The sequence below is a fragment of the Cupriavidus sp. R6-3 genome (assembly GCF_059772245.1).
In genome coordinates this window covers 1-16015 of sequence record NZ_JCBAJO010000106.1, presented here as the reverse complement: position 1 = coordinate 16015, position 16015 = coordinate 1, and the positions used below count along the sequence as shown (strand labels likewise).

Below are 16015 nucleotides of genomic sequence, written 5' to 3'. Positions count from 1 at the left end.
CCCGGTGCGCGGCTGCATCGAGTCCAGGCGGACGTCGCCGATGCCGACAGCGTGGCGCGGGCGTTCGACGCGGCCGCCCGGGCGCTGGGTCCGATCAGCCTGCTGGTCAACAACGCCGGCCAGGCGCACAGCGCGCCGTTTGCAAAAACCGACGTGGCGCTGTGGCGCCGCATGCTGGACGTGAACCTGACCGGTACCTTCCTGTGCACGCAGGCCGCGCTGCCCGCAATGCGGGACGCGGGCTGGGGCCGCGTGGTCAATGTCGCGAGCACGGCCGCGCTGACCGGCTATGCCTATGTGACGGCCTACTGCGCCGCCAAGCACGGCGTGCTGGGGCTGACGCGCGCGCTGGCGCTCGAGCTGGCGCGCAGCGGCGTCACGGTCAATGCGGTCTGTCCCGGCTATACCGATACCGACATCGTGCGCGAGGCAGTGGCCAATATCGTGAGCAAGACCGGCCGCACGGAAGAGCAGGCGCGCGCCGAACTGGCCGGCCGCAATCCGCAGCGCCGGCTGGTGGATCCCGATGAAGTGGCCGACGCGGTGGCGTGGCTGTGCCGGCCGTCCGCGAGCGCGATCACGGGCCAGGCCATCGCGGTGGCCGGCGGCGAGGTAATGGCGGGCTGAACCGGCTTTCCGCGGCGGCGAACGACGAACCCAAGCACCGGGACCTCGGCAGCGATACATCGACACACACACCGACACACCGACACACCGGCACACCGACACACCGACACACCGATACATCGACACATCGACGAGAGAACGCAGATGAACGAGATCGCACTGGACATGCGCCACCACAAGCGCGGCTTCGCGGACTTCGCGCCGCGCCACTTCCTGTGGTCGGTATCCGATGACGGCAAGGTCGGCACCGTGACGCTGAACCGCCCCGAGCGCAAGAACCCGCTGACCTTCGACGCCTACGCGGAACTGCGCGATCTGTTCCGCGCGCTGGTCTATGCGAACGATATCAAGGCGGTGGTGGTGCAGGGCGCAGGCGGCAATTTTTGCTCGGGCGGCGACGTGCACGAGATCATCGGCCCGCTGACGAAGATGGCGATGCCCGAGCTGCTGGATTTCACGCGCATGACCGGCGACCTCGTCAAGGCGATGCGGGCGTGTCCGCAACCGATCATCGCGGCGGTCGACGGCGTCTGCGCTGGCGCGGGCGCGATGATCGCGCTGGCCTCCGACATGCGTCTGGCGACCGAATCGGCGCGCACGGCCTTCCTGTTCGTGCGCGTGGGCCTGGCCGGTGCCGACATGGGCGCCTGCACGCTGCTGCCGCGCATGATCGGCCAGGGACGCGCCAGCGAGCTGCTGTACACGGGCCGCGCGATGAGCGCGCAGGAAGGGCTGCAGTGGGGCTTCTTCAATGCGCTGCATGCGCCGGAGCGGTTGCGCGACGAAGCCGCCGCGCTGGCCGCGCAACTGGCCGCGGGCCCGACCTTCGCGCATGGCGTCACCAAGAAGCTGCTGCACCAGGAATGGAACATGGGGCTGGACGAGGCCATCGAGGCCGAGGCGCAGGCCCAGGCGATCTGCATGCAGACCGGCGACTTCCGCCGCGCCTACGAGGCCTTCGTCGCCAAGGCGAAGCCCGTGTTCGAAGGCAACTGAGTGAAGGTGACTCAGTGAAGGCAACCGAGGGAACTGACATGACCGGTTGGCAAGACGATCTGGCGCTGCCTTTCTTCGACGACGCGCACCGCGCGCTGGCGCGCGAGCTGGACGCCTGGTGCGCGCGCTCGTTGTCCGCGCAGCCGCATGCGCCCGGCGCCGATGTCGACGCGGACTGCCGCGCGCTGGTGCGCCAGCTCGGCGAGGCCGGCTGGCTGCGCTACTGCGTGCCGCTCGCCTACGGCGGCGTGCTCGACCAGCTCGATTCACGCGCGCTGTGCCTGCTGCGCGAGACGCTGGCGCGCCACGATGGGTTGGCCGACTTCGCGTTCGCGATGCAGGGACTGGGCTCGGGCGCGATCACGCTGGCGGGCGACGAGACGCTGCGCCAGCGCTATCTGCCGCGCGTGGCGCGCGGCGAGGCGATCGCGGCCTTCGCGCTGTCCGAACCGGAGGCCGGTTCCGACGTCGCCGCGATGCAGTGCAGCGCGACGCTGGACGGCGACCACTACGTGCTCGACGGCACCAAGACGTGGATCTCGAACGGCGGCATCGCCGACTTCTACTGCGTGTTCGCGCGCACCGGCGAGGCGCCCGGCGCGCGCGGCATCACGGCCTTCGTCGTCGATGCCGATACGCCGGGCCTGCGGATCGCCGAGCGCATCGACGTGATGGCGCCGCATCCGTTGGCCACGCTGCGTTTCGAGGGCTGCCGCGTGCCGGTCTCGCAGCGGCTGGGCGAGCCGGGGCAGGGCTTCAAGCTGGCAATGATGACGCTGGACATCTTCCGCGCCTCGGTCGCGGCCGCCGCGCTTGGCTTCGGCCGCGCGGCGCTCGATGAAGCGATCGCGCGGGCCACCGCGCGCCCGATTTTCGGCGGCAAGCTGGCCGACCTGCAGCTGACGCAGGCCGCGCTCGGCGAGATGGCGACCGCGCTCGACGCGGCCGCGCTGCTGACCTGGCGTGCGGCGTGGCTGCGCGATACCGGCGCGGGCCGCAGTCAGGGCGGCACCCAAGGCGGCGCTCCGGTCCGCACGACCCGCGAGGCCGCGATGGCCAAGATGACTGCGACCGAGAACGCGCAGATGGTGATCGATCGCGCGGTGCAGCTGTTTGGCGGACTTGGCGTACGCATCGGCAGCCGGGTCGAGAGCCTGTACCGTGAGATCCGCTCGCTGCGCATCTACGAGGGCGCCACCGAAGTGCAGAAGCTGATCGTCGCGCGCGAAACGCTGGCCGCGCGGCAACCGCGGTCCTGACCGCGCGCTCCACAGAACGAGCGCCGCCCATCAAGGAGACAGCCATGGCGAGCACAGCCCACATCGATACCTTCGCCCAGGACCGCCTGCCGCCGCGCGAGGCCTGGCCGCAGTTCCTGTTCAACGACGACACGCGCTATCCCGAGCGGTTCAACGCGGCGGTGGAACTGGTCGATCGCCATGTGCGCGAGGGCCGCGGCGAACGGATCGCGATCCGCTATCCCGATGCCGGCAGCGCCGGCGGGTTTGCCACCGTCAGCTATGCCGAGCTGGCCGCGCTGACCAACCGCATCGCGCGCGTGCTGACCGAGGACATGGGACTGGTGCCCGGCAACCGCATCCTGCTGCGCGGTCCCAACAACCTGATGATGGCCGCGAGCCTGCTGGCGACGCTGAAGGCCGGCCTGATCGCGGTGCCGACGATGCCGCTGCTGCGCGCGCGCGAACTGAAGCAGGTAATCGATCGCGCCGAGGTGGGCGCCGCGCTGTGCGATGCGCGGCTGCGCGACGAGCTGGACGCGAACATGCGCGAGGGCGGCGAGTTCCACTGTCCGACGATGCGGCAGGTGCTGTGCTTCAACGGCAGCGGGCCGGGCTCGCTCGAGGCGGCGCTGGAAGGCAAGCCCGACGATTTCGCCGCCTGCGATACCGCCAGCGACGACATCTGCCTGATCGCCTTTACCAGTGGCACCACCGGCCAGCCCAAGGGCACCGTGCATTTCCATCGCGACGTGCTGGCGATGTGCGACCTGTTCCCGCGCCATGTGCTTAAACCCACGGCCGACGACGTGTTCTGCGGCACGCCGCCGCTGGCCTTCACCTTCGGCCTGGGCGGGCTGCTGTGCTTCCCGCTGCGGGCCGGCGCCTCGACGGTGCTGGCCGAGAAGCTGACGCCGGAGACGCTGCTGGCGCTGATCCAGGACGCGCGCGCGACCATCGTCTTCACCGCGCCGACCTTCTATCGCCAGATGGCCGCGGCGGCGGGGCGCTACGACCTGTCGAGCCTGAAGAAAAGCGTGTCGGCCGGCGAGGCGCTGCCCGACGCCACGCGCCAGAGCTGGAAGGCGGCGACCGGCATCGAGATGATCGACGGCATCGGCGGCACCGAGATGATGCACATCTTCATCTCCAGCGCCGGCGACGAGGTACGGCCAGGGGCGATCGGCAAGGTGGTGCCCGGCTATGTCGCGCGCATCGTCGACGAGAACATGCAGACGCTGCCGCCCGGCGTGCCCGGCAAGCTGGCGGTGCAGGGGCCGACCGGCTGCCGCTATCTGGACGATCCGCGCCAGGCCAACTACGTACGCGACGGCTGGAACCTGCCCGGCGATACCTTCGTGATGGACGCCGACGGCTACTACTTCTACCAGGCGCGTTCGGACGACATGATCGTTTCGGCCGGCTACAACATCGCCGGTCCCGAGGTCGAGGCCGCGCTGATGCAGCACGAAGCGGTGGCCGAGTGCGGCGTGGTCGGCGCGCCCGATGACGGGCGCGGCCAGGTGGTGGCCGCCTATGTGGTGCTGCGACCCGGCTTCCACGGCGACGATGCGATGCGCGTCACGCTGCAGGAGCACGTCAAGCGGCAGATCGCGCCGTACAAGTATCCGCGCCGCATCCACTTCGTCGACGCGCTGCCGCGCACCGAGACCGGCAAGCTGCAGCGTTTCCGGCTGCGGCAGATGGCCGAGCAGAACGGGACGCCGGCGTCATGACGGCAGCCGCGAGCTTTCGCAACACGGTGCGGGTGCGCTTCAAGGACTGCGACGCCGCCGGCATCGTGTTCTTTCCGCGCTATTTCGAGATGCTGAACGATCTGGTCGAAGACTGGTTTCGCGAGGCGCTCGACTGGCCGTTCGAGCGCATGCACGGCGCCGATCGCGCAGGCGTGCCGACCGCGGACCTGCAGTGCCGCTTCGTCGCGCCGAGCCGGATGGGCGAGGTGCTGACGCGCGAGCTGGCGGTGACGCGGCTGGGCAGTTCCAGCTGCACGCTGCGAGTGCGTTTTCTCGGCGCGGAAGCCGACGGGCGGGCGGACCTGCGCGTCGAATTCAGTCAGCGCCTGGTCTGCGTCGATACGGCCCGCATGGCGCCGCGGCCCTTTCCCGCGCCGGTGCGCGAGGCGATGGCCCGCTTCGTCGACGAAGCGGCCGAAGCCGCATCGGCCACAGCGACCGCAACGGGCAGCTCGGCCAAATCGGCCACATCGGCCACATCGGCTACATCGGCTACATCGGCTACATCGGCCACATCGGCCGCTTCGACCACAGCGCGCAGTTCGGCCGCAGAGGGCACCTCCGCCGCCTCGGCCATCTCGGCCTCTACTTCATCGAATTCCTGACGAGTCCAAGCTATGAACGATATCGTGGCGCCTGCCGCCAAATCCTCGACCAGTGCGAACACCGCGAAGACCGCCACCGCCGCCGAGCGGGGCCAGCCGATGGCCGTGCTGCAGCCCCCGGGCTGGGCCGCGCCGCGGGGCTATGCCAACGGCATCCTGACCGAATTCCAGGCCGGCAGCCGGCTGATCTTCGTCGGCGGCCAGATCGGCTGGAACGGCCAGTGCGAATTCGAAAGCGACGACTTCGCCGAGCAGACGGCCCAGGCGCTGCGCAATGTGGTCGCGATCCTGGAGCAGGGCGGCGCGCGGCCCGAGCATATCGCCCGAATGACCTGGTATGTGAAGGACAAGGCGGAATATGTCGCCGCCTATCCCGCCATCGGCAAACACTATCGCCAGATCATCGGGCGCCACTTTCCGGCCATGACCGCGATCGAGGTCGCGGACCTGATCGAACCGCGCGCCCGGGTCGAGATCGAAGTGACAGCCGTGGTGCCGCCCACCGTGTCCGCGACAGCGTGATACTGGCGCGCGCATCACGTAACCGGGGGAGGGAAATCCCTCGCCCGGCATACGCAAGTCCTTGAAAACTTGAGAAATTGGCCGGCGTGAGGTAGAATCCGAAAGTTTCGCTTTCAGAACCCTTCACCCTAGCGCCAACCGCATTCCACCTTCCGCCGCCCTGACCGCTGCCCTGCGGATTCGCCCCGGAGCGCCGTGCCGATCGCCGTCGACACCTTTGCCGCCCCCACGCCGAATCCCGCGCAGCCCGGCCCGACAGCCCCGGCTCGCCGCCGGTGCGCTCGCCGTCAGATTCGGGGCACGAGGCGTCGAGAGAGGTCGGTCACGGGGTGAATCCAGCAGGAGCCTACCCGTGTTACCGTCTTTTCCGCCCGCCATCCTTGCGCTAGCAGACGGCACGGTCTTTCGTGGCTATTCCATCGGCGCCTCCGGCCATACCATCGGCGAAGTGGTGTTCAACACCGCGCTGACCGGTTACCAGGAAATCCTCACCGACCCGAGCTATTCGCGGCAGATCGTCACGCTGACGTATCCGCATATCGGCAATGTCGGCGTCAATTCCGAGGATGTCGAAGCCACCAAAGTCCATGCCGCCGGCCTGATCATCAAGGATCTGCCGCTGCTCGCCTCGAACTTCCGCAAGCAGCACACGCTGCCGCACTACCTGAAGCAGGAGAAGGTGCCCGCCATTGCCGGCATCGACACCCGCAAGCTGACCCGCATCCTGCGCGAGAAGGGTGCGCAGAACGGCTGCATCCTGGCCGGCGAGGACAACGCGCAGAAGGCCATCGACTTGGCGCGCTCGTTCCCGGGCCTGGCCGGCATGGACCTGGCCAAGGTCGTGTCGGTCAAGGAGCCGTACGAGTGGAACCAGACCGAGTGGGCGCTGGAACGCGGCTATGGCAAGCTGGAGAACCCGCGTTTCCACGTGGTCGCGTTCGACTACGGCGTCAAGTTCAACATCCTGCGGATGCTGGCCCAGCGCGGCTGCCGCATCACGGTGCTGCCGGCCCAGTCGACCGCCGCCGACGCGCTGGCCTACAAGCCGCACGGCATCTTCCTGGCCAACGGCCCGGGCGATCCTGAGCCGTGCGACTACGCGATCCGCGCCACGCAGGAATTCCTGCAGCGCGGCATCCCGACCTTCGGCATCTGCCTGGGCCACCAGATCATGGGCCTGGCCGTCGGTGCGAAGACCGTCAAGATGCCGACCGGCCACCACGGCGCCAACCATCCGGTCAAGGATCTGGATGACGGCCGCGTGGTGATCACCTCGCAGAACCACGGCTTTGCGGTCGACGCCGCGACGCTGCCGGCCAACGCGCGCGTGACCCACGTCTCGCTGTTCGACGGCACGCTGCAGGGCTTCGCGCTGAACGACAAGCCGGCCTTCTGCTTCCAGGGACACCCGGAAGCGTCGCCCGGCCCGCACGACGTGGCCTATCTGTTCGACCGCTTCACGAAGCTGATGGAGGAGGCCCGCCAGTAAGGCGGACCTCGACATCGAGACCGGACAAGACGCTGACAAGACGCGGACGAGACGACGACAGGATCGCGACCATGAACGCCCTGATGCACGCCACCTTCGGCATTACCGATTTCTGGACCTACCTGCTGGGCACGATCTTCATCGTGCTGCTGCCGGGGCCGAATTCGATGTACGTGCTGTCGGTCGCCGCGCAGCGGGGCGTGCGCGCCGGCTATCGCGGCGCCTGCGGCGTGTTCCTCGGCGACGCCATCCTGATGGTGCTGTCGGCGGCCGGCGTGGCCTCGCTGCTCAAGGCCAGCCCCGGGCTGTTCTACGTGATCAAATACATCGGCGCCGCCTATCTGGCGTGGATCGGCTTCCAGATGCTGCGCGGCGCGCTGCGCAGCTGGACCGGCCACGGCAAGGGCGCGCAAGCCGCGGCGGCGGAGCAGTGCGAGGCTGCGGGGCAGGGCGAGGGGCGGGGCGAGGGCCAGGGACCGGTGCAGGCCACCGACCCGACCAACCCCTTTCGCAAGGCGCTGCTGATCAGCCTGCTGAACCCCAAGGCCATCCTGTTCTTCGTCTCGTTCTTCATCCAGTTCGTCGATCCGCAGTTCGCCTATCCGGTGCTGTCGTTCGCCGCGCTGGGGCTGGTCTGCCAGGTCTGCAGCTTCGCCTACCTGACCGCCATCATCTTCGTCGGCGCGAAGCTGGCCGAGGCCTTCCGCCGCCGGCGCAGGCTGTCGGCCGGCATGGCGAGCGGCGTGGGCGCGATGTTTATCGGCTTCGGCGCCAAGCTGGCGACGGCCACCCTGAACTGAATATTGATATCCGGCGCGGTGCGCCTGCTCCCAGCGAGCGCGGACCGGCCGACAAAGAGAGCGTGCAATGCCAAAACGCACAGACATCCAGAGCATCCTGATCATCGGCGCGGGCCCCATCATCATCGGCCAGGCCTGCGAGTTCGACTATTCCGGCGCGCAGGCGTGCAAGGCGCTGCGCGAGGAAGGCTTCAAGGTCATCCTGGTCAATTCGAACCCGGCGACCATCATGACCGACCCGAACACCGCCGATGTGACCTACATCGAGCCCATCACGTGGGAAGTGGTCGAGCGCATCATCGCCAAGGAGCGTCCCGACGCGATCCTGCCCACCATGGGCGGCCAGACCGCGCTGAACTGCGCGCTGGACCTGCACCGCCACGGCGTGCTCGACAAGTACAAGGTCGAGCTGATCGGCGCCTCGCCCGAGGCGATCGACAAGGCCGAGGACCGCCAGAAGTTCAAGGACGCGATGACCAGGATCGGTCTCGGTTCGGCCAAGTCCGGCATCGCCCACTCGATGGAAGAGGCGCTGGCCGTGCAGTCGCAGATCGCGCGCGAGACCAACACCAGCGGCTATCCGATCGTGATCCGCCCCTCCTTCACCTTGGGCGGCACCGGCGGCGGCATCGCCTACAACCGCGAGGAATTCGAGGAGATCTGCAAGCGCGGCCTGGACCTGTCGCCGACGCGCGAGCTGCTGATCGAGGAATCGCTGCTGGGCTGGAAAGAGTATGAGATGGAAGTGGTCCGCGACAAGAAGGACAACTGCATCATCGTCTGCTCGATCGAGAACCTGGACCCGATGGGTATCCACACCGGCGACTCGATCACCGTCGCGCCGGCGCAGACCCTGACCGACAAGGAATACCAGCTGCTGCGCAACGCCTCGCTGGCGGTGCTGCGCGAGATCGGCGTCGATACCGGCGGCTCCAACGTCCAGTTCTCGATCAATCCCAAGGATGGCCGGATGATCGTGATCGAGATGAACCCGCGTGTGTCGCGTTCGTCCGCGCTGGCCTCGAAGGCCACCGGCTTCCCGATCGCCAAGGTCGCCGCCAAGCTGGCGGTCGGCTACACGCTGGACGAGCTGAAGAACGAGATCACCGGCGGCCAGACCCCGGCATCGTTCGAGCCGTCGATCGACTACGTGGTCACCAAGGTGCCGCGCTTCGCCTTCGAGAAATTCCCGCAGGCCGACAGCCACCTGACCACGCAGATGAAGTCGGTGGGCGAGGTGATGGCGATGGGCCGCACCTTCCAGGAATCGTTCCAGAAGGCGCTGCGCGGCCTCGAGGTCGGCGTCGACGGTCTGGACGAGAAGTCGACCGACCGCGACGAGATCGTCGAGGAGATCGGCGAGGCGGGCCCGGACCGGATCTGGTACGTCGGCGATGCGTTCCGCCTGGGCATGTCGCTCGAGGAGGTGTACGCCGAGACCGATATCGACCCGTGGTTCCTCGCCCAGATCGAGGACATCGTCAAGACCGAGGCCCAGGTCAAGGCCCGCACGCTGGACAGCCTGTCGGCGGCCGAGCTGCGCTACCTGAAGCAGAAGGGCTTCTCCGACCGGCGCCTGGCCAAGCTGATGAAGACCGACGCCAAGGCCGTGCGCCAGGCGCGCCTGGCGAGCAACGTGCGCCCGGTCTACAAGCGCGTCGACACCTGCGCGGCGGAATTCGCCACCAACACCGCCTACATGTACTCGACCTACGAGGCCGAGCACGGCGAGTGCGAGGCCAACCCGACCGACAAGCGCAAGATCATGGTGCTGGGCGGCGGCCCGAACCGGATCGGCCAGGGCATCGAGTTCGACTACTGCTGCGTGCACGCGGCGCTCGCGCTGCGCGAGGATGGCTACGAGACCATCATGGTCAACTGCAACCCCGAGACCGTGTCGACCGACTACGACACCTCCGACCGCCTGTACTTCGAGCCGCTGACGCTCGAGGACGTGCTGGAGATCGTCGACAAGGAAAAGCCGGTCGGCGTGATCGTGCAGTATGGCGGCCAGACCCCGCTGAAGCTGGCGCTGGATCTGGAGGCCAACGGCGTGCCCATCATCGGCACGAGCCCCGACATGATCGACGCGGCCGAGGATCGCGAGCGCTTCCAGAAGCTGCTGCAGGAACTCGGCCTGCGCCAGCCGCCGAACCGTACCGCACGCGCCGAGGACGAGGCGCTGAAGCTGGCCGAGGAAATCGGCTACCCGCTGGTGGTGCGCCCGTCGTACGTGCTGGGCGGCCGCGCGATGGAGATCGTCCATGAGCCGCGCGACCTCGAGCGCTACATGCGCGAGGCGGTCAAGGTGTCGAACGACTCGCCGGTGCTGCTCGATCGCTTCCTCAACGATGCGATCGAGTGCGACGTCGATGCGCTGTGCGATGGCAAGCGCGTCTTCATCGGCGGCGTGATGGAGCATATCGAGCAGGCGGGCGTCCACTCGGGCGATTCGGCGTGCTCGCTGCCGCCGTACTCGCTGTCGCAGGCGACCGTCGACGAACTGAAGCGCCAGACCGCCGCGATGGCCAAGGCGCTGAACGTGGTCGGCCTGATGAACGTCCAGTTCGCGATCCAGCAGAAGGACGGTCAGGACATCGTCTACGTGCTCGAAGTGAACCCGCGCGCCTCGCGCACGGTGCCGTACGTGTCGAAGGCCACCGGCCTGTCGCTGGCCAAGATCGCCGCGCGCTGCATGGCCGGCCAGTCGCTGGACGAGCAGGGCATCGGCGACGAGGTGGTGCCGCCGTACTACAGCGTCAAGGAAGCGGTGTTCCCGTTCAACAAGTTCCCTGGCGTCGATCCGGTGCTCGGACCCGAGATGCGTTCGACCGGCGAGGTGATGGGCGTGGGCAAGACCTTCGGCGAGGCCCTGTTCAAGAGCCAGCTGGCGGCCGGTTCGCGCCTGCCGGAACGCGGCACCGTGCTGCTGACCGTCAAGGACAGCGACAAGCCGCACGCGGTCAGCGTCGCCCGCATGCTGCACGACATGGGCTACCCGCTGGTGGCGACCCGCGGCACCGCGTCCGCGATCGAGGCGGCCGGCATTCCGGTGCGCGTGGTCAACAAGGTCAAGGACGGCCGTCCGCATATCGTCGACATGCTGAAGAACGGCGAGCTGGCGCTGGTGTTCACCACGGTCGACGAGACCCGCACCGCGATCGCCGATTCGCGCTCGATCCGGATCTCGGCGCTGGCCAACCGCGTGCCGTACTACACGACCATCGCCGGTGCCCGCGCCGCGGTCGAGGGCCTGAAGCAGATGCAGAATCTGGAGGTCTACGACCTGCAGGGCCTGCACGCTTCGCTGGCCTGATCACGGTCCCGGCCGAGCCCAGGTTCGGCTGACGGGACCGGATGCGCCGGACCCCTGCGTCCGCCGGTGTTGATGCCGGCGGACGTCTTGTCCTAAACTAACGGGAATTTCGGCGGCCTGCCGGCCGAAAAAGAAGCAATACGAAGCAATATCCGGTATTGCAACGGTATCGCAACGCATTACCGAATATTCCCTGGTAGTCACCAACGAACCTAAAAGCCGCGGTTGAGCGGAGGTGTGCCGGCAAAACCGCTGCGTACATCGCCCGCTGCGCTGCGGCTCATTTTTTTGCCTGACGAAGACATGAGCACCATTCCGATTACCAAGCGCGGCGCAGAACTCCTGAAAGCGGAGCTGCAACGCCTGAAGGCCGTCGAACGTCCCGCGGTGATCAATGCCATCGCCGAGGCGCGCGCGCAGGGCGATCTGTCGGAAAACGCGGAATACGACGCAGCCAAGGAAAAGCAGGCCTTTATCGAGGGCCGCATCCAGGAAGTGGAGGCCAAGCTGTCGGCCGCGCAGATCATCGATCCCACCCAGCTCGACACCGATGGCCGTATCGTGTTCGGCGCCACCGTCGACCTGGAAGACCTGGAGTCGGGCAAGTCGGTCCGCTATCAGATCGTCGGCGAGGACGAAGCCGATCTCGACAGCGGCAAGATCTCCGTCAGCTCGCCGATCGCGCGGGCGCTGATCGGCAAGTTCGAGGGCGATGTCGCAACCGTGCTGGCCCCCGGGGGCGAGCGCGAGTACGAAGTCATCACCGTCCGCTACATCTGAGGCGGCGCGCGCCGTGGTCTCGCCGTCCTCCCCGCTGCCGGGCCCGGCGTCCGCCGGCCAGCCGCTGCTGCCCCACCGGCTGTTCCTGCTGCTGACGGTGATCTGGGCCGGCAGCCTCTGGACGATCGGCTATCTGGTCGCTCCCACGCTGTTTGCCGTGCTGCCGAGCCGCGAAATGGCCGGCATGCTGGCGGGGCAGCTGTTCCGCACCGAGGCCGTGCTCGGCGTGGTGATCGGCGTGCTGCAGCTGGTGCTGTGCAACGTGATGATCCGGCGCGGCGCCACGCGCTACCGGGCGCTGCGCTGGCTGGTGCTCGGCATGCTGTGCTGCGTGCTGATTGGGTATTTCGGGCTGCAGCCCTTCATGGAGAGCCTGCGGCACAAGGCGCAGGCGATGGGGCTCGGCGTGTCCGAGTCGCCGTTCCGCGCGCGCTTCGGCATGCTGCACGGCATCTCGAGCGCCTTCTATCTGCTGCAGAGCGTGCTGGCGCTGGTGCTGGTCTGGCGTCTCGCCGGCCGGCGCACCGTGGCGGAGGACTGAAGGGACTTCCCCGCTGGGCGGTTTTTTTGCCCCTCTCCGCTTGCGGGAGAGGGGTGCACGGCACCGATCAGCCCAGCGACTTCTTTTTCTGGCTGGCCTGGCGGCTGCGGGCGCGCTTGACGTTGCCGCCGGCGGTCACGCGCTCGTTGCCGAGCACGCGCACCTCGTTGCGGGTCGGGCGGCCGCCCGGCTTGGCGGCGGGCTTGCGAACCGTGACGGTGCGCGGTGCCGCGCCGCGGCGAGCCGGCGCCATGCGGCCGAGGTCCTGCGGCTGGTTCTCCTTGAGCCGCGCGGGGCCGGGACGCCAGACCACCAGCAGCTTGCCGATGTGCTGGATCGGGGCGGCGCCGAGTTCATCGCAAATGGCTTCGTAGATGGCGATGCGGGTGTCGCGCTCGTCGCCGAACACGCGGATCTTGATCAGTTCGTGGGCCGCGAGGCTGCGGTCGATCTCGGCCAGGACGGCACGGGTCAACCCCTCGGCGCCGATCATCACGACCGGGTTCAGGCCGTGGGCACGGGAGCGGAGTTCGGAGCGCTGGGCGGGATTCAATTGAAGGGCAGGCATAGTCAGGCAGGAATAGGGGCGACGCCGGTAAAGGCGGCTGCGAAGTCGGCTGGAAATTCGGCCGGTAGGGCCTCTTACGTCGCAAGGGCGTCGCAACGGCGCGTATTATCCGTCAAACCGTCACGGTCTGGCGGCGAAATCACGAGAAATGGCCAAGAACAAGTTCAGGCAGTCGTGGCTGCACGACCATATCAACGATCCCTACGTCAAGCTGGCGCAGCGCGAAGGCTATCGCGCGCGCGCGGCCTACAAGCTCAAGGAGATCGACGAGCAGGACAAGCTGATCCAGCCGGGGCAGGTCATCGTCGACCTGGGCGCGGCGCCGGGCAGCTGGAGCCAGTATGTGCGCAACAAGCTGGCGGCCTCGCCCCGGGCGCGGGAAGGGCATATCGACGGGGCGGTGGTCGCGATCGACCTGCTGCCGATGGAGCCGGTCGCCGACGTGACCTTCATCCAGGGCGACTTCCGCGAGGAGGCGGTGTTCCGCCAGCTCGAGCAGATCGTGCTGGAGGCCTCCGGCGGCAACAAGATCGACCTTGTTTTGTCCGATATGGCCCCCAATTTGTCCGGTGTGGCCTCGGCCGATGCGGCGCGCATCGAATATCTGTGCGACCTGGCGCTCGAATTCGCCCAGGCCCATCTGAAACCCGATGGCGCGTTGCTGGTAAAGTGCTTCCACGGCAGCGGCTACAGCCAGATCGTCGAAAAGTTCAAGCGCCAGTTCAAGGTGGTCGCCAAGCGCAAGCCGAAGGCCTCGCGGGACAAGTCCTCCGAAACCTTCATTCTGGGGCGCCACCTGAAGTCGCCGGGCTGAAATTGCCCGGCTGCGTGGCGGAAGCCGCCGGACCGCCCGGCACGGGGGCCGGGCACTGCCCATGGACCCGAAGCCGGGCACCATTTGAGCCGTTGCCGGTCTGAGTGTCGTCCCGCATTGGCCTACGGGCTGTCGGCCGCTGGCGCTATCGCTATCGGTCCGATAGGGACGCTTTTCGCCCCCCGGGGCGGCGCTGCATTACAATGCAATGCAGCTATCGTTGGCAAGGCATTCGCAAAGGAGTTCGGCCTTGAATAACAACCTGTTTCAAAAGGCGGCAATCTGGCTCGTGATCGCGCTGGTGTTGTTTACCGTCTTCAAGCAGTTCGACAAGCCCCGTGCGCAGGAAAGCGTCACCTATTCGCAGTTCATGGATGACGCCAAGAACGGCAAGGTGAGCCGCGTCGACGTACAGGGCCGAAACCTCGTGGTGACGCCCAAGGAAGGGCAGAAATACACCATCATCTCGCCGGGCGACATCTGGATGGTCGGCGACCTGATGAAATACGGCGTCCAGGTGACCGGCAAGGCCGATGACGAGCCCAATGTGCTGGTCCAGGCCCTGTACTACCTCGGACCGACCCTGCTGATCATCGTGTTCTGGTTCTACATGATGCGGCAGATGCAGGGTGGCGGGAAAGGCGGCGCCTTCTCGTTCGGCAAGTCGCGTGCGCGCCTGATCGACGAGAACCAGAACGCGGTCACCTTCCAGGACGTCGCCGGGTGCGACGAGGCCAAGGAAGAAGTGGTCGAGCTGGTCGACTTCCTGAAGGACCCGCAGAAGTTCCAGAAGCTGGGCGGACGCATTCCGCGCGGCGTGCTGCTGGTCGGCCCTCCGGGTACCGGCAAGACGCTGCTGGCGCGCGCCATCGCCGGCGAGGCCAAGGTCCCGTTCTTCAGCATCTCCGGTTCGGACTTCGTCGAAATGTTCGTCGGCGTCGGCGCGGCCCGCGTGCGCGACATGTTCGAGAACGCCAAGAAGCAGGCCCCCTGCATCGTGTTCATCGATGAAATCGACGCGGTCGGCCGCCATCGCGGCGCCGGCATGGGCGGCGGCAACGACGAGCGCGAGCAGACGCTGAACCAGATGCTGGTCGAGATGGACGGCTTCGAGGCCAACTCGGGCGTGATCGTGATCGCCGCGACCAACCGTGCCGACGTGCTGGACAAGGCCCTGCTGCGTCCGGGCCGCTTCGACCGCCAGGTCTTCGTCGGCCTGCCGGACATCCGCGGCCGCGAGCAGATCCTGAAGGTCCATATGCGCAAGGTGCCGATCGGCAACGATGTCGACGCGTCGGTGATCGCGCGCGGCACGCCGGGCTTCTCCGGCGCCGACCTGGCCAACCTGGTCAACGAGGCCGCGCTGTTCGCCGCCCGCCGCAACAAGCGCGTGGTCGACATGCAGGACTTCGAGGACGCGAAGGACAAGATCTACATGGGTCCGGAGCGCAAGTCCACGGTGATGCGCGAAGAGGAACGCAAGGCGACCGCGTACCACGAGTCGGGCCATGCGGTGGTGGCCAAGCTGCTGCCCAAGGCCGACCCGGTGCACAAGGTCACGATCATGCCGCGCGGCTGGGCGCTGGGCGTGACCTGGCAGCTGCCCGAGCATGACAAGTACTCGAAGTACAAGGACAACATGCTCGACGAGATCGCCATCCTGTTCGGCGGTCGCGCCGCGGAAGAGGTGTTCCTCAATGCGATGAGCACCGGGGCGTCCAACGACTTCGAGCGCGCCACCAAGATCGCGCGCGACATGGTGACCCGCTTCGGCATGAGCGACACGCTGGGCACGATGGTCTATGTCGACACGGAGCAGGAAGGCCTGTTCGGCAAGATGTCGTCCAAGTCGGTGTCCGAAGTCACGCAGCAGAAGGTCGACGGCGAGATCCGCCGCATCCTCGACGAGCAGTACGCGCTGGCCAAGCGCCTGCTGGAAGAGAATCGCGACAAGGTCGAGGC

General features: G+C 67.4%; 13 protein-coding genes and 1 pseudogene. 13 read left to right on the top strand and 1 reads right to left on the bottom strand.

The annotated features are described in order from the left end of the window. The 11 genes and pseudogenes from AC6EI8_RS16210 to AC6EI8_RS16160 all read left to right on the top strand — a co-directional run. Positions 1-627 (top strand): SDR family NAD(P)-dependent oxidoreductase (locus tag AC6EI8_RS16210; protein ID WP_498382374.1); only part of this gene is annotated, 627 nt, incomplete at its 5' end. A gap of 144 nt (positions 628-771) precedes the next feature. Continuing rightward, positions 772-1623: an enoyl-CoA hydratase family protein gene (locus tag AC6EI8_RS16205; protein ID WP_226107620.1), complete on the top strand. Its 852-nt coding sequence runs from the start codon at positions 772-774 to the stop codon at positions 1621-1623. Between the two features lie 38 nt (positions 1624-1661). Continuing rightward, entirely contained in the window at positions 1662-2882 is a 1221-nt protein-coding gene (locus AC6EI8_RS16200) for an acyl-CoA dehydrogenase family protein (RefSeq protein ID WP_226107621.1), read from the top strand. 44 nt (positions 2883-2926) lie between these two features. Next, positions 2927-4597, top strand: a complete 1671-nt coding sequence (locus tag AC6EI8_RS16195; protein ID WP_149319827.1) for an AMP-binding protein — start codon at positions 2927-2929, stop codon at positions 4595-4597. After that, positions 4594-5022: pseudogene (locus AC6EI8_RS16190) on the top strand (acyl-CoA thioesterase); the annotation flags it as partial. The gene AC6EI8_RS16195 and the pseudogene AC6EI8_RS16190, both read left to right, overlap by 4 nt. A gap of 300 nt (positions 5023-5322) precedes the next feature. Then, complete coding sequence (locus tag AC6EI8_RS16185; protein ID WP_226107688.1) at positions 5323-5745, top strand: RidA family protein; 423 nt, start codon at positions 5323-5325, stop codon at positions 5743-5745. Positions 5746-6097: 352 nt separating this feature from the next. After that, positions 6098-7234 (top strand): glutamine-hydrolyzing carbamoyl-phosphate synthase small subunit, encoded by a 1137-nt coding sequence (carA, locus tag AC6EI8_RS16180; protein ID WP_226107623.1) that lies wholly within the window; start codon positions 6098-6100, stop codon positions 7232-7234. Positions 7235-7305: 71 nt separating this feature from the next. Then, positions 7306-8034 (top strand): leucine efflux protein LeuE, encoded by a 729-nt coding sequence (leuE, locus tag AC6EI8_RS16175; protein WP_226107624.1) that lies wholly within the window; start codon positions 7306-7308, stop codon positions 8032-8034. A 67-nt stretch (positions 8035-8101) separates the two neighbouring features. Beyond that, the gene (carB, locus tag AC6EI8_RS16170) at positions 8102-11350 is read left to right on the top strand and encodes a carbamoyl-phosphate synthase large subunit (RefSeq protein WP_149319830.1); all 3249 of its coding nucleotides are present in this window, start codon (positions 8102-8104) and stop codon (positions 11348-11350) included. Positions 11351-11653: 303 nt separating this feature from the next. After that, positions 11654-12130 (top strand): transcription elongation factor GreA, encoded by a 477-nt coding sequence (gene greA, locus AC6EI8_RS16165; protein ID WP_149319831.1) that lies wholly within the window; start codon positions 11654-11656, stop codon positions 12128-12130. 67 nt (positions 12131-12197) lie between these two features. Beyond that, entirely contained in the window at positions 12198-12671 is a 474-nt protein-coding gene (locus AC6EI8_RS16160) for a DUF4149 domain-containing protein (RefSeq protein WP_149319874.1), read from the top strand. A gap of 67 nt (positions 12672-12738) precedes the next feature. On the opposite strand, the gene AC6EI8_RS16155 is transcribed toward AC6EI8_RS16160, so the two are convergent. After that, the gene (locus AC6EI8_RS16155; RefSeq protein ID WP_150082652.1) at positions 12739-13239 is read right to left on the bottom strand and encodes a YhbY family RNA-binding protein; all 501 of its coding nucleotides are present in this window, start codon (positions 13237-13239) and stop codon (positions 12739-12741) included. A gap of 148 nt (positions 13240-13387) precedes the next feature. On the opposite strand from AC6EI8_RS16155, the gene AC6EI8_RS16150 reads away from it, so the two are divergent. Both AC6EI8_RS16150 and ftsH read left to right on the top strand, forming a co-directional pair. Then, on the top strand, positions 13388-14053 hold the full coding sequence (locus AC6EI8_RS16150) for an RlmE family RNA methyltransferase (RefSeq protein ID WP_149319833.1): 666 nt from the start codon (positions 13388-13390) through the stop codon (positions 14051-14053). Positions 14054-14303: 250 nt separating this feature from the next. After that, on the top strand, positions 14304-16015 hold a 1712-nt coding region (gene ftsH, locus AC6EI8_RS16145; protein WP_498382373.1), incomplete at its 3' end, for an ATP-dependent zinc metalloprotease FtsH.